This is a genomic window from Deinococcus sp. NW-56 (assembly GCF_002953415.1).
Lineage (GTDB): Bacteria > Deinococcota > Deinococci > Deinococcales > Deinococcaceae > Deinococcus.
In genome coordinates this window covers 2023342-2045914 of record NZ_CP026516.1, presented here as the reverse complement: position 1 = coordinate 2045914, position 22573 = coordinate 2023342, and the positions used below count along the sequence as shown (strand labels likewise).

Genomic DNA, 22573 nt, shown 5'->3' with positions numbered 1-22573 from the left:
GGGGGGGCAGGCTCTGCGTTGTGTGAAGCGTCGCCGCCCACGCCCCAGGGCGCCGCCCCGTAGTCTTGAGCTATGCGGACAATCCGAAACCTGATGCTGCCTCTGGTCGCGGCGCTTGCCCTGGGGCCAGGAGCCGCGGGAGGGGGTACCGACGGGCCGTCCGCGCCGTCCGGACTGCGGCCTGGACAGAACTGGCTCCTGAGGGGCGTGGACGCTGGGGGCCGCGAGGTGCTGCACAGCCTGACGGTCGCGGGCCAGCCGCAGTGGGACGGCAGGCGCTGGTCCGCGCCCACCACGTTGGGAAGGGTGGTGGTCAGTGAAACTGTGCCCCTGACGCTGGTGGTCTCCGCGTCAGAGGCGGCAGGACGCACGGGCCTGATCTGTTTCGGGGTGCGGGACGGTGACCGGCACCGGGGCATCCTGCTGTCGGGTACCCTGCCGCAGCAAAGGGAACAGGCTGACCGGGTAGCGGAGGCGGAGCGCCGCTGGCGGGCCACCCTGCCGCGCCCCCGTGGAGCCACCGGGCGCGAGATGCAGGGCTGGGCCAGGGCCGCTGGGGTCGGCACCTGTGAGGCCCAGGTGTTCTGAAAGCCGGAGGGCACGGGGTTCAGCCCTTGCCTATCCACACCACCCGCTCAGGTGACCTTACCCATGACCTCCGCCCCCGGTCCCCGCTACGTGCCCCTCAAGGACGGGGCGCGGCCCCTCGTCGTGGAGCGGTTGGAGAACTGGCAGTCCGCGCCGGGGCAGGTGTTCCGGCCGCACCGCCACGATTTTCAGGAGCTGCTGTGGGTCCACGCGGGCCGGGCGCGGCACACCATTGACGGGCGGACGGCCGAGCTCAAGCCCCTCAGCGTGACCCTGATCGCGCGGGGGCAGGTGCATGCCTTCGTGGACGGCGAGGCGCTGGGGATGTACGTGGTGTCGTTCTCCGAGGACTTGCTCGCGGGGCTGCCCGGCGCGGCGGAAGGCCAGCTCCTGTTCAACTACGCGCCCGGCGACCAGACCCTCCCGGTATCCCTGGAGGTGCAGGCGCAGGCCCTGACACTGCTGGAGCTGCTGCACGCCGAGTACGAGCGGGCGCGGGCGGGATCGGGCGACCTCGCGCTGGCGCGGGTGCTGGTGCAGGGCCTCCTCGTGCTGGTGCGCCGCGCAGTGCAGGCGACCGGGATGCTGGAGCGGGAAGCGGCGGGGTCCGAGTTGCCCCGCTTCCTGGCCCTGCTGGAGCAGCACTTTACCGAGTGGCACGAGGTCGGCCGGTACGCGGAGGCCTTGAACCTCTCGCCCCGCACCCTCTCGCGCGTGACGCACTCGGCGCTGGGCAAGCCCGCCAAGGAGGTCATTCAGGACCGACGGATGCTCGAAGCGCGGCGGCTGCTGGGCTTTACACCGCTCAGCGTCAAGGAGATCGCCGCGCGGCTGGGGTACGCCGACCCCTTCCACTTCAGCCGCGCTTTCAAGGCGGCGACGGGCCGCTCGCCCCAGGCCTACCGGGAGGAGGAGCACCCAGACGGCGGCGGGGGGCTTTGAGCCGGGAGTCATTGATGCGGGCCACCGCAAATCGCCGAGCGCCCCCCGCTCCGGCGGGATAGGCTGGCCCATGCGCTCCCTGATCCTGTCTGGCCTGCTGGCCCTCGCGCCGAGCACGCTGGCTGCCGCACAGCCCCCCGCGCCCCCGACCGTGCAGGGCATTCCCGCCACGCCGCTGCGGCAGGCGGCTCCGGCCCCGGCGGCGGCGACCGCTCCTCTCCAGAATGGGCAGACCTGGCTGCTGGAGGGCCGGACCGACAAGGGCCAAGCCTTCCGCGCCGAGCTGGTGCTGGGGCCACTGTCGGCCGGGGAGCAGCGGGCGTTCCAGGAAGGGGTGCGTCAGGCCGGAGGTGCGGGCAAGGCTCCACTGACGGCCGTCTTTGCCGGAACACCACGCGGCATGGGCCAGGCCCAGATCCTGATGGTGGCGAAGCTCGCTCAGGAATTTTTCGTGACGGTCCTGCCCAACCCCTCGGTGGATGACCGGCTGGCAGAGGCTGGGGCCGGGGAAGGGGAGGGGCTGGCCTTCTGCTCCCTGTTCGCCGACCCCGGCGGACGCAGCTTCAGCGGCCTCTCGCTGCGGATGCGCGAGGAGGGGGAGACGTATACGGTGACGGGAACCGTAAAGGGCGGCCAGGGCAATGTCCGCGAGGAGTTGCTGGCGACCCTGCGGGCCTCCTACGCGCCCATGTTCGGCGTGGGCGAGTGCAAGCTGACCCGGCGCTGAGGCGTTGAGCGGGAATGGCGCTCGCCAGATAGTCTGGGCCATGCGCCTGTTTCCCCTGCCTTTTCTCCTCGCGGTGGCTCTGCTGGCCCCTCCCCCTAACGTGCTGGCGAGCGGCGCTGATTCGCGTTCAGGTTCTACGCTTGATCGCGGGCAAATCTGGGAGTTAACCGCGACCCGGAAGGACGGCCTGAGCGTCCGCCTTCAGATGAGGCTCGGCAAGCAGATTTCAAACGACACGACGGGCCAAATTTACGCCGCAGAAGGGCTGATGGGCGGCGGACATATCAGCTTCTCCCCCAAGGAACGCGGCATAGACGCCACCGTAATGGAACTCAACAGCCTGCGCTGCTTCGCGCAGTTCGCGGCGGGGTCCACCGTCGCCCAGGGCGCTCTGCTCTACGGCTCGGTAGACTGGAACAACGAGCGACTGGGAAAAGCCCAAAGAGGCACGGACTTCTCCCGTCAGGCCCTCCTGCGGGGCCTCAAGCCGCTCAGCGACGGCACCTGCACCCTCCGTCGCCTCCGCTGAGCCGCCTTACCGCCGACCCTTCCTCCGCACCTTCTGCCCCGGCACCGTCGCCTGCTTGAACTCCTTGCCCTGTAACTTGGCCTCAATCGCGCGAATCTGGTCGCGCAGGCCCGCCGCCCGCTCAAAGTCGAGGTCCTCGGACGCCTGCCACATGTCGAGTTCGAGGTCGGTGAGCTGCGCGGCCAGCGCGTCGCGGTCGTCGCCCACATTCTCGGACGTGACCTCGTCGGGCGTCTCCTCGCCCCGGATCACGTCGCGCACGCCCTTGCGAACGGTGGTCGGCGTGATGCCGTGTTCCTCGTTGTAGGCCATCTGCTTCTCGCGGCGGCGGCGGGTTTCCTCCATCGCGTACTCCATCGCGGGGGTCACCGTGTCGCCGTAGAGGATCACCTCGCCGTTCACGTTGCGGGCCGCGCGGCCGATGGTCTGAATCAGCGCCCGCTCCGAGCGCAGGAAGCCCGGTTTGTCGGCGTCCAGAATCGCCACCAGCGAGACTTCCGGCAGGTCCAGGCCCTCGCGCAGCAGGTTGATGCCCACCAGCACGTCGTAGTGCCCGAGTCTGAGGTCGCGGATAATGACCTGCCGCTCTACCGAGTCGATGTCCGAGTGCATGTAGCGCGTGCGGACGCCCTTTTCCAGCAGGTACTCGGTGAGGTCTTCCGCCATACGCTTGGTCAGCGTCGTGACCAGCGTGCGCTCGCCCTTGGCAGCCCGCTCGCGCACTCGCCCCAGGAGGTCTTCGATCTGGCCCTGAATCGGGCGCACGGTGACGGGCGGGTCGATCAGCCCGGTCGGGCGGATGATCTGGTCGGCCACGCTGTCGCTGACCTGCCGCTCGAAGGGGCCGGGGGTCGCCGACACGAAGACGGTCTGCCCGGTCTTTTCCAGGAACTCGTCGAAGTTCAGCGGGCGGTTGTCCATCGCGGACGGCAGCCGGAACCCGTAGTCCACCAGCGTCTGCTTCCGCGCCCGGTCGCCGTTCGCCATCCCGCCGATCTGCGGCACGGTGACGTGCGACTCGTCGATAAAGGTCACGAAGTCGTCCGGGAAGTAGTCCAGCATGGTGTAAGGGGTGGCCCCCGGTGCCCGGCCGTCGATGTGCCGCGAGTAGTTCTCGATGCCTGAGCAGTAGCCCAGCACCTTGAGCATCTCCAGGTCGTAGAGGGTGCGCTCCTTGAGCCGCTGCGCCTCCAGCAGCTTGCCCACCGACTTGAAGTACTCGAGCCGCCCGTCCAGTTCTTCCTGAATGGTCACGATGGCCCGCTCGATGTTGCCTGCCGAGGAAACGTAGTGCTTGGCGGGGTAGATCACGGTCGCATCGAGGTCGGCCAGCCGGTCCCCGGTCAGGGGATGCACCACCGAGATGCGCTCAATGTCGTCGCCCCACATCTCGATGCGCAGGGGCTGCTCGTCGTAGGCGGGCCAGACTTCCACCATCTCGCCCTTGGCGCGGAAGCGGCCCGGCATCATCTCGATGTCGTTGCGCTCGTACTGCATGTTCACCAGCCGCCCCAGCAGCTCGTCGCGCGGCATCTGCCCGCCCTTTTTCAGCACCGCGTTGAGCGCCGTGTACTCCTTGGGGTCCCCCAGGCCGTAGATGCACGACACCGACGCCACCACGATGGTGTCGCGCCGCGTGAGCAGCGACCGCGTGGTGGAGTGCCGCAGCCGCTCGATCTCCTGATTGATGGCGGCGTCCTTCTCGATAAAGAGGTCCTTGCCCGGCACGTAAGCCTCGGGCTGGTAGTAGTCGTAGTAGGAGATGAAGAACTCGACCGCCGCGTCGGGGAAGAACTCGCGGAACTCGGAGGCGAGCTGCGCGGTCAGGATCTTGTTGGGCGCCATGATCAGGGCGGGACGGCCCGTCTCCTCGATGACCTTCGCCATGGAGTAGGTGTTGTGGACGAAGAGGCCCCCGCGCCCGGTGAGGAAGGTTTCGAAACCGTCCACGCTGAAGTCGTACACGTAGGGGGTGGGGGGCGCGACCTGCTCGGCCAGGGTGATGGGCGACCAATGCACGTCCGCGAGTCCGGTGAAGGCGGCGTCGGGGATGCCGATGGCCGCGCACAGCCGCCGGAAGAGGTCAGCACTCGGAGCCCGTTCGCCGCGCTCGATGGCGGAGACAGCCGTGCGGGTGCAGCCTGCCCGTCCCGCTACGTCACTCTGACTCAGGCCCGCCCGCTCCCGTTCCGCGAGGAGGCGGGGGCCGACGCCGGGTACGAGGTCCACGTTGGTGTTGCCCTCTCCGGCCCGTTCCAGTGCGGCGGCCAGCGCCTCCCGCTTGCGCCCGCTCAGGAAGCCGACCTCGGTGGCGAAGGCCCGCAAGTTCTCCGCGCCGGAGATCGTCAGCTTGTGGTAGGTGCCGGTCGTCCCGTCGGGCCGCCGCTTCTGGACCTCGCGCAGCCGTGCCCAGACCCCGAAGCGCAGCAGGACCTCGGCCAGTTCTCCGGCCAGCCGCCCGCTCGCCGTGACGGCCGTGACCGCTCCGCCCTCCAGCCCGCCGTCGCCCTCGAAGTAGGCCCGCAGCAACGCGGCGAGAAAGGCATTCGGCAGCGCGGCGAAATTCTCCGGAAGGTGCTTGGTGTGGGCGCTCCGGCCCATCAGCCGCGCGAGCAGCTCATGCCAGACCCGGTTCCCCAGCACGAAGTCGCCGTCCTGCCGCCGGAAGTGCCGGGCACCCAGTTCGTCCAGCGCCCGCGTGAGGTGGGCCTGCACCTCCGGATCACGGGCCGAGATCAGGGCGAAGCGGTCAGCGGCGTGACCCTCGGCCACGTATTGCCCGAACAGGAGCGCCAGCGCAGGCGTGAGGGCCAACCGGGCCGGAAGCGAGACGGTCCGCGCCGAGACGCGGGCCTCGGCCAGGGCCACCAGCCCACCCAGGGCCGCCGCCCGTGCCCCGGCCAGGTGAAGGCCGCCGCCCTTCTTGCCGTGCCGCAGCGCGTGCAGCTTGCCCGACGCCTGCCCGCGCGGGTAGTGCTCCCGTAGCAGCGACTGCCACTCGGCGTCCTGCTCGGCCCGGTAGGGCACCGCGACGTGAAAGGCCAGGTTGTCCAGCACCTCCAGGGTGTTCAGCGCTTCCAGCGTGCCCCGTGGCTCGGGCACCTGGCGCGGCACCGGCAGGGCGTCGCCCTCCCGCACCTGATCGCCGTGGATCAGGTGGAGCTGACCGCCCCGCATCACCCATACGCTGTGATCGGCGGTCACAGTCACGTCTCGCCCGCAGGCGGTGGTCAGGCGGTGCAACGTCTCCGGCGTGCGGTGGCGGCTCAGGGCTGTCACGGAGCGCCACTCCACCCGCCCCGTCTCTGCATCCCAGGCGAGGACCCGCATGGGATCAGCGGGTGGCAATTCCAGCGACTCCTCGTCCTGGGTGGGCCTGCCGAACACGCCGTCAATGAGTTCGCCGATGGGCAGGCGGCGGACCTCTCCGGCCACTTCCACCGTGACGGGCTCGTGCCAGGCCACGCTCTTGCCGGTACCCGTCGCGCCCAGCAGGGTCTGGAACCGCAGGCCCGACTCCAGCCCGTCCACCAGCGACTTGATGGCGGTGGGCTGATCTCCGGACGGCGTGAACTCGGATTTGACCTTCAGCATCGGGAAACCTCCGTGGGGCGGGACAAGGTATGGGCCGAACGCCGGGTTCCGGCACGCGAATGCATCCCATCAGTTTACGTCACCAACGTAAGCAGGGTGTGGGAAGGATGACCGAGCTCAGCCTGCCCATCCATTCAGCTCCGTCTCAATTTCCCGGTCACCCCGCAGCACGAGGAGCCGCAGTCCCGGCACGGTCCGCAGTTGGGCCAGTTGCCACTCGGCCTGCGGGGAAAACTGCCAGATGTCCAGCAGCAGCGCCCGCGAGGGCCACTTCGGCGGATGCCCGCCGTGGGGAGACCGCCCCAGCCGCTCGCGCCAGAAGGCCCGCCAGAGGCACTGCCAGCGCGGCGGCCGGAGAAAGAACACGGTGTCTGCCCGGTACGCCCGCCGGAGCAGCGTGCTCGAAAAGTTCCCGTCCAGAATCCAGCGCTCCCCCGCCAGCGCGTCCGAGAGGCGCGACAGCCACAGCTCCCGGTCCACCTGCTTCCAGCCGGGGTCCCAGTACAGGTCGTCCAGATGCGCGAGGGGGAGGCCCGTGCGCTCCGCCAGCCGCTTGGCGAAGGTGCTCTTGCCCGCGCCGGGGCTGCCGACGATCAGGACGCGCCTCACCGGGGTTTCCTCGCCACCACGACCAGTTCACCGCACCCTTCGCCCACGCGCTCGGCGTGCCAGCCGCCGTAAATGCGCTCCACCTCGAAGCCTGCCACGACTAGACTCCGGCGCAGTTCGGCCTCGGTACGGAAACGCAGGGTGCTGCGGTCCACGACGGTCTCCCCAGAGGCTGGAAACTGCGTGTAGCCAGTAAACGTCACGCGGCCATCCGCCACCCCCTCCAGCTTTGTCCAGGTGTCCAGTTCCTGACCATCCGGCAGGGTCAGATGCTCGTGTTCGTCGTCGGAATCCCACACCTCCCAGCCCCGCGCCGCCGGGTCGCGTGAATCGAAGGCCAGCCGTCCGCCGGGCACCAGGGCGCGGTGAAGGTGCCCCAGGACTTCGGCCCAAGCCGCGTCCTCCACAAAAATCTGCGCGACATGCGAGGTCATCAGCGCGAGGTCGAAAGCGTTGCCCGGCGCATCCTCCGCCGTGCCGTGAATCCACTGCACAGCCTGCGCTCCTGCTTTGGCCTGCGCCACATCCAGCGAGGCGTGGGCGGGATCAATGCCCGTGACCCGGTGCCCGGCCCGCGCCAGCGCCACCGTCAGGCGGCCCGTGCCGCAGCCGAGGTCGAGAATGCGGCTTCCCGGCCGCCCGTTCGCCAGCGCCAGAAAGAAGTCGTCGTCGGCTCCCCAGCGGTTTTGCAGGTCGTAGAGGGGCACGAGGCGGGGGTCGTTGTATTCGGGGTTATCGGTCATGCCCGGCTCCGCTCGTCCACCACGAAATGCCGGACTTTGCCTGGCGGCACCCGCAGCAGCTCCGGCAGGCACAGCGGATAGACGGTGTGCTCGCCCAGTTCGGCCAGCGGGAGCCAGCGCAGTTCCACGTCGGGATTGTCCCGCACCGGGCAGGGAGCGACGGGCAGAGTGGACGGCGAGACCCGGTAGTAAAAGCCCAACTCGTGCGCGGGGGCGCCCTCCCAGTCGAAGAAGTTCTCGACAAACCCGGCCAACTGCACTTCGCCCGCGCTCAGGCCGGTTTCCTCGTGCCACTCGCGGTGGGCGGCGGCCTCACTGCTCTCCCCGGCCTGCACCGCGCCGCCGGGAAGGGCCAGGAAGTCTGGATACCGGTGGTCCCAGCAGGTGAGCAGCCGCCCACCGTCCAGGCAGAGCAGGGCCACGCGCAGGGCCAGCAGGCCCCCACCGGGAAGCGGCAGTCTGAGGTCAGTCACCGCGCCAGTGTGGGGTGAGAGCGGACGCGGGAGCATCGGCCACATGGCGGGGGAAGGGATCAGACTTCCAGTTCCTCCAGGGCGACCAGGCGCAGGTCGGGGGCCAGGGCGACCAGAGCCTGTTCGATGGGTCCCTTGTGCGACGCCCCCACGATCACGAGGAGCTTGCCCCCTAGAACGCATGCCGAAGCCCGCCGCACGCGGGCCGCCATGAACAGGTTGCGGGTGTCCCACTGGGCGACGCGGGCGCGGTGGGCCTGACCGGACCACTCCGAGCGCAGGTAAGTGCCCGTCTCTAAGTCGGCATTGGAGGCGACGGCTGCTGGGCCGTTGGCGTGCCGCAGGTAATGCCAGTAGTCGTCGGCAGCGGCAGCTTCCTGCATCGCCTGCTGGCTTTCGGTGAGACTGGGATGCTGCTGGACCGTTTGCCGGAAGGTCGGGTCATTCCACAGTCGCTCCAGTTCGGCCTCGTTCTCCGTGTAGATCTCCAACCCAGTGTGATCGTCAAGATGCGCGATGTGTGAATGCCCCAGCGCCCACGCCAGCGGCAGGGCCAGCCGCCGCACCTCACCACCCCGACCAAAAGCCTCCAGCACTTCCGCCAGTTCTTCCGGCAGCCTCAGGGCAGGGGACAGGTGGAGCAGGGCGTTGGCCGGTTCCAGCGCCAGCAGCCACGCCAGTACACGGTCGCCCGCCCCGGTCCCTGGGTCGTGGGCGATCTGCACGGCCTCTGCCCGGCTCCAGGGGCGATGAGCACGAGCCAGTGTCTCCAGATGCAGGGCCTGGGGATAGCCGCCGACGGCCAAGTCTGCTGGTGCAATTCCCTCCTGCCGGTATAGGTCCACGAGTTCGCCCGGCAGCAACTCAACCCCCACCATGTCCGGCCTCCACCCTTCCAGCCGCTCCAGCGTGCGCCGCAGCGCCGAGCCGCCGAGCCGGGCGTCAACGTGGTCAGGTGGGCGCTGCCCAGGATCAGGACCTCGGTGGGCCGCTCGGCGAGGGAGAGGGACATGGGTCAGGTTACGGGCTCACCTGCCCGCGACCGAGCACATCTGCGGCCACCTCCAGAAAACTCCCCACCACCGGGCTGACTTCCCCCCCGCCGCGCCACACCGCCACGATCTCCACGACGGGCGGGTCCTGCAGGGGGCGGTAGACCACGCCGGGCAGCGACAATCGCTCGAAAAAGCGGATGGGCAGGAAGACCCCCACCCCCGCCGCCACCAGCGAGAGCAGGGTGGGAATCTCGATGGCCTCCTGCACCACGTTGGGCGTGTACCCGGCCCCGGAGGTCCAACGCATGACCTGATCGAAGTAGGTGGCCCGCAGGTGCCGGGGAAAGAAGACGAACGGCTCGCCCGCGAGGTCCCCGATCTCCAGCTCGGCCCGCGCCGCGAGCGGGTGCCCGGCGGGGAGTGCGGCGACCAGCGGCTGCCTCCACAGCGGGCGCGAGGAGAGCGAGGGGTCGCGCACGGGCAGCAGCATCAGCCCCAGGTCGACCGTGCCGCCGCGTAGCCCCGCCTCCTGCTCCTGGGCGGTGAGTTCGCGCAGGTCCACGCTGACCTCCGGAAAGCGCTCGCGGAAGACCCGCACGATCTCCGGCAGGCCTCCGAACGCCAGCCCGCTCACGAACCCCAGCGTCAGCCGCCCGACCTCGCCCCGCGCCGCCCGCCGCGCCCCCTCCACCGTCTGCGCCGCGAGCGAGAGGGTCTGGCGGGCACCCACCAGAAACTCCTCCCCGGCGGGCGTGAGCTGGACCCGGCGGGTGGTCCGGCGCACGAGCGGCACCCCCACCTCGTCTTCCAGGTTCTTGATGGAGTTCGACAAGGCCTGCTGCACCACGAAGACCCGCTCGGCGGCGCGGCCGAAATGCCCCTCTTCCGCGAGGGCGACGAAGTGGCGGAGGTGCCGGAGTTCCATCGCCTCCCAGCCTGCCACACCGACCACTGCGGGTGGTCAGTCCCTGCACTTTGCCCTGTTGGAAGCGGGCAATCGGGGGGCCTAGACTGGCGGCATGACAAAATCGCCGCCGAACCGTGCCCCGCGTGCGAACCTCCCGCCGCAGCAGCGCGAGCAGCTCAACGAGGTCGAGAAGCAGGAGTGGCTCGACTCGCTCGCCTACGTCTTCGCCGACGCGGGCGACGACCGGGCCGCGCAACTGCTCGAAGACCTCGACCACTACGCCTATTTCCACGGGGCGCCCATCCAGTTCAAGCAGAACACGCCCTACATCAACACCATTGACGCCGAAGCGCAGCCCGAGTACCCCGGCGACGCCGAGCTGGAGCGCAAGATTCGCAACGCGATCCGCTGGAACGCCGTGGCGATGGTCGTCAAGGCCAACAAGAAGAGTGACGGCATCGGCGGGCACCTCTCGACCTACGCCTCGTCGGCCGAGCTGCTGGAAGTCGGCTTCAACCACTTCTTCCGGGGACACGGGGCCGGGCCGGACCGCGACCTGATCTTCTTCCAGGGGCACGGCAGCCCCGGCATCTACGCCCGCTCCTATCTGGAGGGCCGCTTCGACGAGGCCCGCCTGAACAACTTCCGGCGCGAACTCAGCCCGGACGGCCCCGGCCTCTCCTCCTACCCGCACCCCTGGCTGATGCCCGACTACTGGGAATTCCCGACCGTCAGCATGGGCCTCGGTCCCATTCAGGCGATCTATCAGGCCCGCTATATCAAGTACCTCGAAAACCGGGGCCTCAAACCCAGGGGCAACGCCAAGGTCTGGGCCTTCCTGGGCGACGGCGAGATGGACGAGCCGCAGTCGGTGGGGGCGCTCCGGTTCGCCGCCTACGAGAACCTCGACAACATCGTCTTTGTCCTCAACGCCAACCTCCAGCGCCTCGACGGGCCGGTGCGGGCCAACTCCAGGGTGATTCAGGAGTTCGAGGCCCTCTTCCGGGGCGCGGGCTGGAACGTCATCAAGGTCGTCTGGGACTCCAAGTGGGACGAGCTGCTGGCGAAGGACTACAACGGGGCCATCGTCAAGCGCTTCGAGGCGCTGGTGGACGGCGAGTCGCAGCGCTACGCGGCCTTCGGCGGCAAGGAGCTGCGCGAGAAGTTCTTCAACACGCCCGAGCTTCAGGCCCTGATCGAGGGCTGGACCGACGCCGATCTCGAACTGCTCAACCGGGGCGGGCACGACATCCACAAGATTTACGCCGCCTACGACCGCGCCGTGCGGCATGAGGGTAGCCCGACCGTCATCATCGCCCGCACGGTGAAGGGCTACGGCCTCGGCGAGACGGCGCAGGCCCGCAACGTGGCCCACCAGGTCAAGAAGCTGGAGTTCGAGTCTCTCAAGACCCTGCGTGACCTGCTGGAACTGCCCCTGACCGACGAGCAGGTCGAGCATCTGGACTTCTACCACCCCGGCCCCGATTCCCCGGAAGTGAAGTACATGCTGGAGCGGCGCGAGGCCCTGGGCGGTTTCGTGCCCGAGCGCCGGGTCGAGTACCCCCATCCCACCGTGCCGACCGGCGAGTTCTACGAGGAGTTCGCAGCAGGCAGCAAGGGCCGCGCGGTCAGCACCACGATGGCCGCCGTGCAGATTCTGAGCAAGCTGCTGCGCGACAAGGAGATCGGCAAGCTCATCGTGCCCATTGTGCCCGACGAGGCCCGCACCTTCGGGATGGACGCGCTGGTGCCCCGCATCGGCATCTATTCCCCACGCGGGCAGACCTACCAGCCGGTCGACTTCGGCTCGCTGATGGCCTACAAGGAGAGCACCGACGGGCAGATGCTCGAAGAGGGGATCACGGAAGACGGCGCGATGGCCTCGTGGATCGCCGCCGCGACGAGCTACGCGAACCACGGCGTGCCCACCATCCCCTTCTATGTCTTCTATTCGATGTTCGGGATGCAACGCATCGGCGACCTGGTGTGGGCGGCGGCCGACCAGCGGGCACGCGGCTTCCTGTTCGGGGCGACGGCCGGGCGCACCACCCTGGCGGGCGAAGGCCTCCAGCACCAGGACGGCAACTCGCTGCTCCAGGCCTACGTCGTGCCCAACCTCAAGGTGTACGACCCGGCCTTCGCTTACGAACTCGCGGTGATCGTGGAGGCGGGCATCCAGCGGATGTACGTGGACGGCATCGACGAGTTCTACTACGTCACCATCGACAACGAGAACGAGGTGCAGCCGCCCATGCCGGGGGACGGCCGCTCGCACCAGGAAATCCACGACGGCATCCTCAAGGGGATGTACCGCTTCCAGAAGAGTGGGAACACCAAGGCCAAGCTCCGCGCCCAGCTTCTCGCCAGCGGTCCCGCGATGGGCGCGGCGCTGGAGGCCGTCTCGATGCTGGAGGGCTACGGGATCGCCGCCGACGTGTGGTCGGTCACGAGCTACAAGGAACTCCATCAGGACGCCCTGCTGACCCAGCGCCACAACATGCTGCACCCGCAGGAAGAACCGCGCGTCAGCTACGTCGCCTCGCAGCTCAGCAAGGAGAACGCGCCCGGCGTGATCGTCTCGGTGAGCGACTACGTGAAGCTGGGCGCCGACGGCCTGAACGGGCACCTCGACCGCAAGGTCTGGACGCTGGGCACCGACGGCTTCGGCCGCTCGGAGGCCCGCGAGGAACTGCGCGACTTCTTCGAAGTGGACGCCAAGCATGTGGTGCTGGCGACCCTGTACGCCCTGCAACGCGACGGCAAGGTGAAGGGTGACGTGGTGGCGAAGGCCATCGCGGACCTCGGCATCGATCCGGAACGCGAAGCTCCCGTCCTGCGTTAAGCCGTCAGCCATCAGCCTTCCGCGATCAGCCGCCTATGCTGATGGCTGATCGCGGAGAGCTGATGGCCCTCTCAAGCAAGGAGCGTGCCAACATGGCGACAGAACTCAAATTGCCCGACGTGGGCGACAACATCGAACAGGGGACCGTGGTGACGGTGCTGGTGAAGCCCGGCGACACCGTGAGCGAGGGCCAGCCCATCATCGAGATCGAGACGGACAAGGCCGTGGTGGAAGTCCCCGCCACGGCAGGTGGCACCGTCGAGAGCGTGGGCGTGAACGTGGGTGACACCGTGAAGGTGGGCGGCACGATCCTGACGCTGGGGGGCGGCGCTCCGGCGGACCCCGCCCAGGGCGGTACGGGCGACCAGAATGCCGGACAGACCCCCGCGCCGGGGACCCCCTCCGCCGAGCCGGACGCACCGACGGTGGCGAACGACCCTGGCACGGCCAACCGGGTCGCGCAGGCGCAGATCGAGTCGCAGAAGGAGCAGGCAGGGACGGGTGGGGGCAGCCAGCCTTCAGCAGTCAGCAGCCAGCAGCCAGCGGCCAGCGGTGGAGCGTCGGCGGGCGCTCAGGTCACCCTTCCCGACGTGGGCGACAACATCGAACAGGGGACCGTGGTGACGGTGCTGGTCAAGCCCGGCGACCAGATCAGCGAGGGCCAGCCGGTCATCGAGATCGAGACGGACAAGGCTGTGGTCGAGGTTCCCGCGAATGCGTCCGGCACGGTCGAGAGCGTGGGGGTCAAGGTCGGGGACACCGTGAAGGTGGGCGGCGTGATCCTGACGGTGGGCGGCGGACAGGCTCCGGCGGCTTCCGCTCCCGCCGCTGAACCCGACGCGTCTGCCACGGCGCCGCAGGGGGGCACCGCCAACCGGGTCGCCCAGGCCCAGCAGGAGGCGCAGAAGGAACAGGCCGGAAGCACAGGGAACACGCCGTCCCCCGGCGAGCGCACGCCCACCCAGTCGGCCCCCAGCCAGGCTCCCGGCGCCCAGCGTCCCTACGACACCCAGACCTACGACGGCCGCCCGGTGGTTCCCGCCGCGCCCAGCGTGCGCCGCCTGGCCCGCGAGATCGGGGTGGATATCCAGGCCGTTCACGGGACCGGGATCGCGGGCCGCATCAGCGAGGAGGACGTGCGGCAGGCGGCGGGAGGCGGCCAGCGGCCAGCGCCCAGCGCCCAGCCTGCGGCGGCCCCGGCCCCAGCCCCGGCCCCGGCCCCGGCTCCGGCGGCTCAGGCTCCCGCGCCCGTCCAGGCCGCGCCCCTCCCCAACTTCGAGAAGTGGGGCAGCGTGCGCCGCGAGGACATGAGCGGCATCCGCAAGGCGACGATTCGCTCCATGACGACCTCGTGGACGACCATCCCGATGGTCACCCACTTCGACAAGGCCGACGTGACGCGCATGGAGGAGACGCGCCGCCAGTTCGGAGCGCGGGTCGAGAAGGCAGGCGGCAAGCTCACCATGACCCACATCCTGATGAAGGTCGTGGCGAATGCCCTGCGGAAGTTCCCCAAGTTCGGCGCGTCGCTCGACCTGGACAATCAGCAGGTCATCTACAAGGAGTACGTCAACCTCGGCGTGGCGGTGGACACGCCCCAGGGCCTCCTCGTACCTGTTCTCAAGGACGCCGACCGCAAGAGCATCACCGAGATCGTGCTGGAACTGAGCGAGCTGGCGGAAAAGGCCCGCGAGCGCAAACTCAAGCCCGACGAGATGCAGGGAGCGACCTTCACCATTTCCAACCTCGGCGGGATCGGGGGCACGGGCTTCACGCCCATCGTGAACAGCCCGGAGGTGGCCATCCTGGGCGTGTCGCGCGGCGGCATGGAGCCGGTCTGGAATAAGGAAACGGGCAGCTTCGAGCCCCGCAACATGCTGCCCCTCAGCCTGACCTACGACCACCGCCTGATCGACGGCGCGGACGCGGCCCGCTTCCTGCGGTCCGTCTGTGAGGCGCTGGAAGACCCCTTCCTGATCAGCCTGTAACCCGCGTCCTGAAGAAAACCCCCGCCAGTCTTCGGCGGGGGTTCAAAGTTGGCGGCAGCTCAGCGGCCCCGGCCCTCCACGTCGTCGCGCAGTTCGGCGGGCGCCCCGGTCGGCAGGTCGCCGGGCTGCTCCCCGAGGTGGGGCACCGTCTGCTGGCTGGGGGGCACGTAGCCGGGGTTGGGGTCAATGGCTCCGCCCAGCCGGTCGTCGTTGGTCACCACGCTGGCGCTGACGCCCGCGTCGACGCCCGCCGGAATCACGCGGTCGAGCAGCGTGCCGTCCACGCCGACGCCCGCGACCGTCTGCGCTCCGGCGAACTCGGGGGCCTCCAGTTGGTGGGCCATCGCCTCCGGGTCACGGGTGGCGAGGTGGTCGAACTGGTGGGTCACGGCGCCGGGATCGACCGGCGGGAGCGAAACGCCGCTGCCCTTGCCCTGATCCGCGCTGGCGACATGGTCTTCCGCCGGGGTCGAGGTATAGAGGTCCTGGTGCACGTCCTTGGGGTCGTGGGTCTGAAAGCCCGTGCGCGGGTCCGGCTGGCCCGTCAGCTCGTTCACGGGCATCGGGGTCTGGCGCTCGCGGTCCTCGTCGGGACGGCCGTCTCGGGGGTCGGTCATGGTTCCAGTGTCGGGCCGGGTGCCCGGTGCCCGCAATTCCGGCTTCCTTGAGGCTCGTGGGCGGTGGGCCTCATGGGGCGAGCCGGGTCAGCCGCTCGGCCAGCGCCGCGTGCCCTTCCTCGCGGGCGAGGTCCGCCGCGTCCCGTCCGTCTGCCGTGCGGGCCGCCGGGTCGGCCCCCGCCGCGAGCAGCGCCTCGGCCAGTTCGGCATTGCCATGTTGTGCCGCCGCCATCAGCGGCGTGAAGGCGTCCTCCTGCGGGGCGTTCACGTCCGCCCCCGCCGCGATCAGCCGCCGGGCCAGGGCCGTGTGGTTCCCGGCGGCGGCCGAGTGCAGGGGCCGCACCCGCATCGGGTTCTCGCTGGGTCGGTTCACGTCGGCTCCGCGTTTCAGCAGTTCGGCGGCGGCCTCCTCGTGCCCGAAAAAGGCGGCCAGCCCCAGCGGAGAGAAGCCGTCGGGACTGAGGCCATTCACCAGTTCCGAGTCCGCATCCAGATGGGCCTTGAGGGCGCTCATTTCCCCGGTCGCCGCCGCCTCGTAGACGCTCAGCGGTGCTCCCGCCTCCACCAGCAGGCGCACGATTCGGGGGCGAACGTAGTACGCGGCGAAGAGGACCGGGGAGAGGCCGCTGGGGCTGCGGGCGGTCAGCAGCTCGGGCTCGGCCGCGATCAGGAGGCTGACCCCGTCCTCGTTGTTCGCGTGAATCGCCTGAAACAGGGCCGTCGGGGCGTCGGAGGTCATGGGAGACAGGGTAAGGGCCGGGAGCCGGGTGTATCTTCGGGGGCACTGCGAAGTCTGCTGGGTCACGCACAGGCACTGCCCGCAAAGGAGAATCATGATTGGTCGCCCGGACCATGCCCCGCATAACCCTTCCCGCCGGGAGGCTGAACCGCCTGCCTCCACCCACGAGTCCGTCGAGGTTCGGGTGTCAGTACGGCCCCTGATCTTCGCGCTCGCGCTGGGAGTCGTGCTGGTGGTCGCGGCCGGGCTGCTGGGACAGCTCGGGCCACTGCTGTGGACGGGGTTTCACCACCCCGAATTTTCGGCGGGTACCAACCTCTACGGCGAGTACAACATCCCGTCCACCTACAACGCCCTGCTGTTTTTCCTGGCCACGGTGCTGCTGTGGCTCACCGGGCGGGTGGCCCGGCGCCGGGGCGACCCCTTCGCCCGCACCTGGACCGGGCTGGCGGCGCTGGCCTTTTTCCTGATGCTGGACGAGTATTTCGCCCTGCACGACAAGCTTGGCGCTCCCATTCGTGACCTGTTCGGCCTGAGTGGGTTCCTCTACTACGCCTGGGTGATTCCCTACGGGCTGCTGGTGCTGGGGGTCGGGGTGCTGCTGGTGCGGTTTCTGCGCCACCTGCCCGCAGGGCTCCGGGGCACCCTGCTGCTCGTCGGCGGGCTGTACGTGGTGGGGGCGCTGGGGCTGGAACTGTTCGAGGCCCGGATCGAGGCCGACGCGGGGGGAGCGGGCCTGAGCCGGGCGGCGCAGATCGCGATGGTGCAGTTGATCGCGCTGGAAGAATTGCTGGAGATGTCGGCCCTGGTGCTGCTGATCGCCGTGCTGCTGGGACACCTGCGCCGGACCGCGCCGGGGCTGGCCTTGCGGCTGCGCCTGGGCGGTCCCGGCGAATAATCTGCCGCAAGAGCGCGGGGCGGAGGGGCCGCCTCCGGCCAGCCTCCGCCCCGCGTGCGTGACGGGTTCAACCCCGCGCCCGCACCACCATCGCGATCCCCATGCCGCCGCCGATGCACAGGCTGGCGACCCCGGTTTCCTTGCCCGAGCGGCGCAGCGCGTGAATCAGCGTCACGAGGACGCGGGCGCCCGACGCCCCGATGGGGTGCCCCAGCGCGATGGCCCCGCCCGTCACGTTGACCTGCGCGGGGTCCACGCCGAGGTCGCGCACCACCGCGAGGCTCTGGGCGGCGAAGGCCTCGTTCAGCTCGAAGAGGTCCACGTCCCCCACGCTCATGCCTGCCCGCTCCAGCGCAACGGGCACGGCCTTCGCCGGACCAATCCCCATGATGCGGGGGTCCACGCCGATCGCCGCGTAGCTCGCGATCTCGGCCAGGACGGGCAGGCCGTTCGCCCGCGCGTAGCCCTCGGTGGTCACGGCCAGCATCGCCGCGCCGTCGTTCAGGCCCGAGGCGTTGCCCGCCGTCACGGTGCCACCTTTCTTGAAGGCGGGCTTGAGCTTGGCAAGGGTCTCGGCGGTGGTGCCGGGGCGCACGTACTCGTCTTTCTCGAAGAGGGTCGGCCCCTTTTTGCCCGGCACCTCCACGGGCACGACCTCGTCCACGAAGGCCCCGGACTCGATCGCTGCGGCGGCCCGGCGCTGGCTTTCCACCGCGAAGGCGTCCTGCTCCTCACGCGAGAGGTTCCAGTCCTCGGCGATGTTCTCTGCCGTGATGCCCATGTGCACGTCGTGGAACACGTCGGTCAGGCCGTCCGACAGGATGGAGTCGAGCGCCTGCACGTGCCCCAGGCGGTAGCCCTGCCGGGCGCGGGGGAGCAGGAAGGGCGCCCCGCTCATGCTCTCGGTGCCGCCCGCGAGGTAAAGCTGGCCGTCCCCAGACTTCAGGCCCTGCACGGCGCTCACGACCGCCTGCAGGCCCGAGCCGCAGACCCGGTTGACCGTCTGCCCCGGCACGTGGTGGGGCAGCCCCGATTTGATGGCGAGCTGCCGCGCCACGTTCATGCCCTGTCCGGCCTGCAGCACGTTGCCGACGATCACGTCCGCGACCTCGTCCGGGTTCACGCCCTCCAGAATCGCCCGCGTCGCCGTCACGCCGAGGTCCACCGCCGACACGTCCGCGAGGGTGCCCAGAAAGCTGCCGATGGGCGTGCGCCGCGCCGCCGTGATGACCAGAGTGTCTGCCTTGCTCATGCGGGCAATCTAACGCGGGGGCGTCACGGTCCAGCCACGGCGTCCCTCCCCACCGAACGGCTCCGGTACGCTGCCCGCATGACTCGCCCTGCCCCGCACGCCCGCGCCGACTATCCCCACCACCACCCCATCCCGACCCGCTGGGCCGACAACGACGTGTACGGGCACGTCAACAACGTCACGTATTACGCGTACTTCGACACCGCCGTGAACGCTTACCTCGCGGGGCGGGGGGCGCTCGACGTGCAGGCGGGCAGCGTGATCGGCCTGGTCGTGGAGACAGGCTGCGCTTTTTTCGCCCCGGCGGCCTTTCCGGACCTGCTGGGCGTGGGCGTGCGCGTGGCACACCTCGGGCGCAGCAGCGTGCGCTACGAACTGGCGGTGTTCCGGGAAGGTGAGGACGCGGCCTGTGCGCAGGGCCATTTCGTGCACGTGTACGTGGACCGGGGCACGCGGCGGCCCGTGTCCCTGCCTCCCGCACTGCGGGCGGCCCTGGAACCGCTTCGGGTCGTCGGGTAATGGGTTGGTAATGGGGGTGAATCACCCTGTCCATACAGGTTGGTTCCGAGTCAGCCAGCCTCCCAGGCAAGCCGACCCTCTCCCCGGTTTCAGGAGGACGCTCATGACCGCTCAGGCTTCTGCTCCCACCCGCATCGTCACCGAGCCCGGCATCTCGCAGCTTCTTTTCGCCGACACCCGCCTCGCGCCCCTGTGGGCTTTGCTGCGCATCTACGTGGGCTGGCAGTGGCTCCAGGCCGGCTGGCACAAGGTCACCGATCCCGCCTGGGTCGGCTCGGAGGCTGGAACCGCCGTCACGGGCTTCCTGCAAGGCGCCCTCGCCAAGACGGGCGGCGAGCGGCCTGCGGTCTCGGGCTGGTACGGCTCCTTTATCGAGAACTTCGCCCTGCCCAACGCGACCCTCTTTTCTTACCTCGTCGCCTTCGGGGAAACGGCGGTGGGCATCGCGCTGATCCTGGGCCTGCTGACCGGCGTCGCCGCCTTCTTCGGCGGGCTGATGAACGCGAACTTCCTGTTCGCCGGAACCCTCTCCACCAACCCGCTGCTGTTCATCCTGGCGACCTGGCTGGTGCTGGCCTGGCGGGTCGCGGGGTGGTGGGGTCTGGACCGCTGGGTACTGCCCCGCCTCGGCGTCTTCAGCGTGCCCAAACGCGAGCTCCGCGACACCCACCTGACGCCGCCCCCCCGCACCACGTAAGTCTTGCCCAACGAAACCGCCCACCTCTGAGCAGGTGGGCGGTTTCATGCGGGGACGGGGGGACGGTTCAGCCCTGCTTGCTCGCGGGCACGCTGCGGGCTTCCTCCACGTCCTGCTGTTCCTTGTGCCCGTCGTGCTCGGTGTTGCGGGCACCCTTCGCTTCGCGGTCGTTGACCCCCTTGAAGGAAGGTTTGCCGTCCTTGTCGCGCTCGTGGACTTCCTGGCCGTTGCGCTCGTACTCGCCGGGCTGGCTGGTGTGACCCTTGTTCTTGTCGTCCTGGTCTGGCATGTCCCGAGCCTGACAGCCCCTGTCAGGAGGGAGCCGCAAAAAAGCTCAAGTCGGGTTTAGAGATGGCGCGGCGTGCTCCGGGGCCACGTACACGTGGACCTGGGGAACCTTGCCGTCCGGTTCGGTCCAGTCGCCGCCCACCGTGGCGACGCGCCGCCAGCCTGCGGCCTCGTAGAGACGAATGGCTCCCCAGTTGCGGTGGTGAACATCGAGGATCGCCCGTCTCCTCCGGTTCAGCGCCTCCTGCCAGGCGGTGCGCAAGAGGCCCCGCGCCGGACCCCGCCCCCGTGCCGCCGGAGCGACGAACAACCGGGACAGGATCAGCACCTCCGGCGCGGCTAGCTCCGTCGCCCTGACCCAGCCGGGGGCGGGGTCAGTCACCGGGCGCAGGACGACCTGCCCCACCACCTGCCCCTGATCTTCGGCCATCCACTCGCCCACCGCCCACTCGCCCACCGAGGGAGGAGTCAGAAATGCAGCGGGGTCGGTGGGCCAGACCGTCGGATAGCTGTCCGTCTCGTGGGCCTCGTGTAGCACCCGCTCCAGCGCGGGGAGGTCGGCCGGGGTGCGGGAGCGGATCACAGCCGGGGGAGGGTCACGCCCCGCTGGGCCTGGTACTTGCCGCCCCGGTCGCCGTAGGTCACCTCGGGCCGCTCGCCCTCGAAGAACAGCAGCTGCACGCAGCCCTCGTTGGCGTACATCTTGGCCGGGAGGGGCGTGGTGTTGCTGAATTCCAGGGTGACGTGACCTTCCCAGCCAGGTTCGAGGGGCGTCACGTTGGCGACGATGCCGCAGCGCGCATACGTTGATTTGCCCAGCGCCACGACCATCACGGTGTCTGGAATCCGCATGTATTCCAGGCTGCGCGCGAGCACGAAGGAATTGGGCGGAATGATGATCTCGTTCGCCCGGAGGTCCACGAAGGAACGGTCGTCAAACGCCTTGGGGTCCACCACGGCGCCGTAGACGTTGGTAAAGACCTTCCATTCGTCGGCGCAGCGCAGGTCGTACCCGAAGCTGCTCAGGCCGTAGCTGATCACGTGCCCCTGCTCGGCGGTCCGGACCAGCCGGTCCTCGAAGGGCGTGATCATGCCCGCGTGGGCCAGCTCGCGAATGCGCCAGTCGGGAAGGATGCTCATGGGCCGCATGCTAGCGGGGCCGGGGGCGGGATAGCCTGCGCGGGTGAGACTGGCCGTTCTCAGCGACGTACATGGCAACGCTCCGGCGCTGGGGGCCGTGCTGCGTGAGCTGCGGGCCGAGTCGCCCGACCTCGTGGTCAATCTGGGCGATCAGGTGGAGGGATCGGCGGACCCGGCCCGCGCCGCCGCCCTTCAGCACGAACTGGCCCAGGCCGGAGCGCTGGAGGTGCGCGGCAACAACGAGGAGAAGTTCTGGCCGGGCGGTCGGCGCTCCCCCCTCGCCCGCGAGTACGGGGCGTGGCTGGAAGCACAACTGGACGCGGCGACGCGGGCGCGGCTCGCGGCCCTGCCCCTGACGGCCCGCACACCCGACGGCCACGTGTTCGCCTGTCACGGCACCCCGACCTCTGCCTGAGAGAGCCTGCTGTGGGTCTGGCAGCCGGAAGGGGAGGGGAGAGGGTTCTACCGTGCCCGCGACCCCCGTGCCCTGCATGCCCTCGTTGAGCCGCTGGGAGCGGAGGTCGTCCTGTGCGGCCACACCCACCGCCCCGGCGCGACGCGGGTGGGCGACACGTTGGTCGTGAACGCCGGGGCCGTCAGCGATCAGGTGGACGGCGACCCCCGCGCCCGCTGGACCCTGCTGGAGTGCCGCCGGGGACACTGGACCGCCGACTTCCGCGCCGTGCCCTACGACATCGAGGCAGCGGTGCGCTGGTCGCGGGCGCACAGCCCCTTCGGAGAGGGCGAGGCCGCGCTGCTGCGCTCGGGCACGTTCGATGTGCGGGGGGGCGGAGGATGACGCCCCCCCGCTGACACGAACAACCTCCCCGGTCCGCAGACAGGGGAGGCAGGTGGGCGGGGCTTCAACCCTTGAGCTTGCGGGTCACCTCGACCTGACGCCGGACCTGGTGGCGGATGGACGCCTTGTCCTCCTCGCTCAGTGGCTGGCCGTTGGCGGTCACGCTCGCGCCGTAGGGATTGCCGCCCGAGGCGAAGATCGCGGGGTCGGTGTAGCCGGGGGGCACGATGATCGCGCCCCAGTGCGCCGCCATGACATACAGCGTCTGGATGGTGGTTTCCTGCCCGCCGTTGGGGTTTTGGGCGCTCGTCATCACGCTGAAGGTCTTGTCGGCCAGCGCCCCCGAGGCCCACAGGCCGCCCAGCGTGTCGATAAAGACCCGCAACTGGCTCGCCGCGCCGCCCCAGCGGGTGGGCGTGCTGATCAGGATGGCGTCGGTGTTCTGCATGTCGTCGGGCGTCGCTTCGGGGATATGCGCGGTGCGCTCCTGCTGCGCCTTCCACGCTTCCTGGCTGTCCACCACGCTCTGGGGCGCGGTCTCGCGGGCCTTGACCAGCCGCACCTCCGCCCCGGCTTCACGGGCCGCCTCCGCAGCCACTTCCGCCATCTGGTGGTTGGTACCGTAGGTCGAGTAATAGAGGATCGTCATCCGCACCGGGTTCGTCATGGCTTCACCCTACTCCCCCC

Annotated in this window: 22 protein-coding genes and 1 pseudogene; 10 read left to right on the top strand and 13 right to left on the bottom strand. The window is 69.6% G+C overall.

Annotated features, from left to right (window positions below; translation table 11 throughout):
• The first annotated feature begins 72 nt into the window (after positions 1-72).
• The 4 genes from C3K08_RS10340 to C3K08_RS10325 all read left to right on the top strand — a co-directional run bounded on the left by C3K08_RS10340 (position 73) and on the right by C3K08_RS10325 (position 2786).
• On the top strand, positions 73-588 hold the full coding sequence (locus tag C3K08_RS10340; RefSeq protein WP_158679908.1) for a hypothetical protein: 516 nt from the start codon (positions 73-75) through the stop codon (positions 586-588).
• A gap of 63 nt (positions 589-651) precedes the next feature.
• On the top strand, positions 652-1530 hold the full coding sequence (locus tag C3K08_RS10335; RefSeq protein ID WP_104991232.1) for an AraC family transcriptional regulator: 879 nt from the start codon (positions 652-654) through the stop codon (positions 1528-1530).
• A 70-nt stretch (positions 1531-1600) separates the two neighbouring features.
• Positions 1601-2257, top strand: coding sequence for a hypothetical protein (locus tag C3K08_RS10330; RefSeq protein WP_104991231.1), 657 nt, complete (start codon positions 1601-1603; stop codon positions 2255-2257).
• Between the two features lie 40 nt (positions 2258-2297).
• Positions 2298-2786, top strand: coding sequence for a hypothetical protein (locus C3K08_RS10325; protein ID WP_104991230.1), 489 nt, complete (start codon positions 2298-2300; stop codon positions 2784-2786).
• Between the two features lie 6 nt (positions 2787-2792).
• Here the strand turns inward: C3K08_RS10325 and uvrB are convergent, their stop codons facing one another.
• The 6 genes from uvrB to C3K08_RS10295 all read right to left on the bottom strand — a co-directional run bounded on the left by uvrB (position 2793) and on the right by C3K08_RS10295 (position 10125).
• Positions 2793-6380, bottom strand: a complete 3588-nt coding sequence (uvrB, locus tag C3K08_RS18905) for an excinuclease ABC subunit UvrB (protein WP_369848237.1) — start codon at positions 6378-6380, stop codon at positions 2793-2795.
• Between the two features lie 117 nt (positions 6381-6497).
• Positions 6498-6989 carry a DNA topology modulation protein FlaR gene (locus C3K08_RS10315; RefSeq protein ID WP_104991229.1) on the bottom strand — a complete coding sequence of 164 codons (492 nt, stop codon included), beginning with the start codon at positions 6987-6989 and terminating at the stop codon, positions 6498-6500.
• Positions 6986-7732, bottom strand: coding sequence for a class I SAM-dependent methyltransferase (locus C3K08_RS10310; RefSeq protein ID WP_104991228.1), 747 nt, complete (start codon positions 7730-7732; stop codon positions 6986-6988). The genes C3K08_RS10315 and C3K08_RS10310 overlap by 4 nt, the downstream gene beginning before the upstream one ends.
• Positions 7729-8205, bottom strand: coding sequence for an NUDIX hydrolase (locus tag C3K08_RS10305; RefSeq protein ID WP_199776917.1), 477 nt, complete (start codon positions 8203-8205; stop codon positions 7729-7731). Before C3K08_RS10305 ends, C3K08_RS10310 begins: the two co-directional genes overlap by 4 nt.
• A 59-nt stretch (positions 8206-8264) precedes the next feature.
• Positions 8265-9083: a DUF5694 domain-containing protein gene (locus tag C3K08_RS10300; protein ID WP_104991226.1), complete on the bottom strand. Its 819-nt coding sequence runs from the start codon at positions 9081-9083 to the stop codon at positions 8265-8267.
• A 142-nt stretch (positions 9084-9225) separates the two neighbouring features.
• Positions 9226-10125: a LysR family transcriptional regulator gene (locus C3K08_RS10295; protein ID WP_104991225.1), complete on the bottom strand. Its 900-nt coding sequence runs from the start codon at positions 10123-10125 to the stop codon at positions 9226-9228.
• A 94-nt stretch (positions 10126-10219) separates the two neighbouring features.
• On the opposite strand from C3K08_RS10295, the gene aceE reads away from it, so the two are divergent.
• Positions 10220-12949, top strand: coding sequence for a pyruvate dehydrogenase (acetyl-transferring), homodimeric type (gene aceE, locus C3K08_RS10290; RefSeq protein WP_104991224.1), 2730 nt, complete (start codon positions 10220-10222; stop codon positions 12947-12949).
• A gap of 92 nt (positions 12950-13041) precedes the next feature.
• Entirely contained in the window at positions 13042-14937 is a 1896-nt protein-coding gene (gene aceF, locus C3K08_RS10285) for a dihydrolipoyllysine-residue acetyltransferase (protein WP_199776916.1), read from the top strand.
• A gap of 59 nt (positions 14938-14996) precedes the next feature.
• On the opposite strand, the gene C3K08_RS10280 is transcribed toward aceF, so the two are convergent.
• Together C3K08_RS10280 and C3K08_RS10275 are read right to left on the bottom strand one after the other, a co-directional pair.
• Positions 14997-15554 carry a hypothetical protein gene (locus tag C3K08_RS10280; protein WP_104991222.1) on the bottom strand — a complete coding sequence of 186 codons (558 nt, stop codon included), beginning with the start codon at positions 15552-15554 and terminating at the stop codon, positions 14997-14999.
• 70 nt (positions 15555-15624) lie between these two features.
• Entirely contained in the window at positions 15625-16293 is a 669-nt protein-coding gene (locus tag C3K08_RS10275) for an ankyrin repeat domain-containing protein (RefSeq protein WP_104991221.1), read from the bottom strand.
• Between the two features lie 94 nt (positions 16294-16387).
• Between C3K08_RS10275 and C3K08_RS10270 the strand changes: the two genes are divergently transcribed.
• Complete coding sequence (locus C3K08_RS10270; protein WP_158679907.1) at positions 16388-17191, top strand: hypothetical protein; 804 nt, start codon at positions 16388-16390, stop codon at positions 17189-17191.
• A gap of 67 nt (positions 17192-17258) precedes the next feature.
• Here the strand turns inward: C3K08_RS10270 and C3K08_RS10265 are convergent, their stop codons facing one another.
• Entirely contained in the window at positions 17259-18443 is a 1185-nt protein-coding gene (locus C3K08_RS10265; protein WP_104991219.1) for an acetyl-CoA C-acetyltransferase, read from the bottom strand.
• A 78-nt stretch (positions 18444-18521) separates the two neighbouring features.
• Here C3K08_RS10265 and C3K08_RS10260 point away from each other — a divergent pair, with 78 nt between their 5' ends.
• Positions 18522-18962, top strand: a complete 441-nt coding sequence (locus C3K08_RS10260) for a thioesterase family protein (RefSeq protein ID WP_104991218.1) — start codon at positions 18522-18524, stop codon at positions 18960-18962.
• A 103-nt stretch (positions 18963-19065) separates the two neighbouring features.
• Positions 19066-19659 carry a DoxX family protein gene (locus C3K08_RS10255; protein WP_104991217.1) on the top strand — a complete coding sequence of 198 codons (594 nt, stop codon included), beginning with the start codon at positions 19066-19068 and terminating at the stop codon, positions 19657-19659.
• 67 nt (positions 19660-19726) lie between these two features.
• On the opposite strand, the gene C3K08_RS10250 is transcribed toward C3K08_RS10255, so the two are convergent.
• The 3 genes from C3K08_RS10250 to dcd are packed head-to-tail and all read right to left on the bottom strand — an operon-like array spanning position 19727 to position 21087.
• Positions 19727-19948, bottom strand: coding sequence for a hypothetical protein (locus C3K08_RS10250; RefSeq protein WP_104991216.1), 222 nt, complete (start codon positions 19946-19948; stop codon positions 19727-19729).
• 45 nt (positions 19949-19993) lie between these two features.
• The gene (locus C3K08_RS10245) at positions 19994-20530 is read right to left on the bottom strand and encodes a GNAT family N-acetyltransferase (RefSeq protein ID WP_104991215.1); all 537 of its coding nucleotides are present in this window, start codon (positions 20528-20530) and stop codon (positions 19994-19996) included.
• Complete coding sequence (gene dcd, locus C3K08_RS10240) at positions 20527-21087, bottom strand: dCTP deaminase (RefSeq protein ID WP_104991214.1); 561 nt, start codon at positions 21085-21087, stop codon at positions 20527-20529. The genes C3K08_RS10245 and dcd overlap by 4 nt, the downstream gene beginning before the upstream one ends.
• A 43-nt stretch (positions 21088-21130) precedes the next feature.
• Between dcd and C3K08_RS10235 the strand changes: the two are divergent.
• A pseudogene (locus tag C3K08_RS10235) lies at positions 21131-21886 on the top strand (metallophosphoesterase).
• A 64-nt stretch (positions 21887-21950) separates the two neighbouring features.
• Here the strand turns inward: C3K08_RS10235 and wrbA are convergent.
• Positions 21951-22553: an NAD(P)H:quinone oxidoreductase gene (wrbA, locus tag C3K08_RS10230; protein ID WP_104991213.1), complete on the bottom strand. Its 603-nt coding sequence runs from the start codon at positions 22551-22553 to the stop codon at positions 21951-21953.
• Between the last annotated feature and the right edge of the window lie 20 nt (positions 22554-22573).

Coding starts and splice junctions, on each gene's coding strand:
- C3K08_RS10340 (WP_158679908.1), top strand. CDS start 73: ATGCGGACAATCCGAAACCTGATGCTGCCTCTGGTCGCGGCGCTTGCC.
- C3K08_RS10255 (WP_104991217.1), top strand. CDS start 19,066: ATGACCGCTCAGGCTTCTGCTCCCACCCGCATCGTCACCGAGCCCGGC.
- C3K08_RS10265 (WP_104991219.1), bottom strand. CDS start 18,443: ATGAGCAAGGCAGACACTCTGGTCATCACGGCGGCGCGGCGCACGCCC.
- C3K08_RS10310 (WP_104991228.1), bottom strand. CDS start 7,732: ATGACCGATAACCCCGAATACAACGACCCCCGCCTCGTGCCCCTCTAC.
- aceF (WP_199776916.1), top strand. CDS start 13,042: ATGGCGACAGAACTCAAATTGCCCGACGTGGGCGACAACATCGAACAG.
- C3K08_RS10260 (WP_104991218.1), top strand. CDS start 18,522: ATGACTCGCCCTGCCCCGCACGCCCGCGCCGACTATCCCCACCACCAC.
- C3K08_RS10325 (WP_104991230.1), top strand. CDS start 2,298: ATGCGCCTGTTTCCCCTGCCTTTTCTCCTCGCGGTGGCTCTGCTGGCC.
- C3K08_RS10280 (WP_104991222.1), bottom strand. CDS start 15,554: ATGACCGACCCCCGAGACGGCCGTCCCGACGAGGACCGCGAGCGCCAG.
- C3K08_RS10270 (WP_158679907.1), top strand. CDS start 16,388: ATGATTGGTCGCCCGGACCATGCCCCGCATAACCCTTCCCGCCGGGAG.
- C3K08_RS10300 (WP_104991226.1), bottom strand. CDS start 9,083: ATGGTGGGGGTTGAGTTGCTGCCGGGCGAACTCGTGGACCTATACCGG.
- C3K08_RS10295 (WP_104991225.1), bottom strand. CDS start 10,125: ATGGAACTCCGGCACCTCCGCCACTTCGTCGCCCTCGCGGAAGAGGGG.
- wrbA (WP_104991213.1), bottom strand. CDS start 22,553: ATGACGAACCCGGTGCGGATGACGATCCTCTATTACTCGACCTACGGT.
- C3K08_RS10335 (WP_104991232.1), top strand. CDS start 652: ATGACCTCCGCCCCCGGTCCCCGCTACGTGCCCCTCAAGGACGGGGCG.
- aceE (WP_104991224.1), top strand. CDS start 10,220: ATGACAAAATCGCCGCCGAACCGTGCCCCGCGTGCGAACCTCCCGCCG.
- C3K08_RS10330 (WP_104991231.1), top strand. CDS start 1,601: ATGCGCTCCCTGATCCTGTCTGGCCTGCTGGCCCTCGCGCCGAGCACG.
- C3K08_RS10275 (WP_104991221.1), bottom strand. CDS start 16,293: ATGACCTCCGACGCCCCGACGGCCCTGTTTCAGGCGATTCACGCGAAC.
- dcd (WP_104991214.1), bottom strand. CDS start 21,087: ATGAGCATCCTTCCCGACTGGCGCATTCGCGAGCTGGCCCACGCGGGC.
- uvrB (WP_369848237.1), bottom strand. CDS start 6,380: ATGCTGAAGGTCAAATCCGAGTTCACGCCGTCCGGAGATCAGCCCACC.
- C3K08_RS10250 (WP_104991216.1), bottom strand. CDS start 19,948: ATGCCAGACCAGGACGACAAGAACAAGGGTCACACCAGCCAGCCCGGC.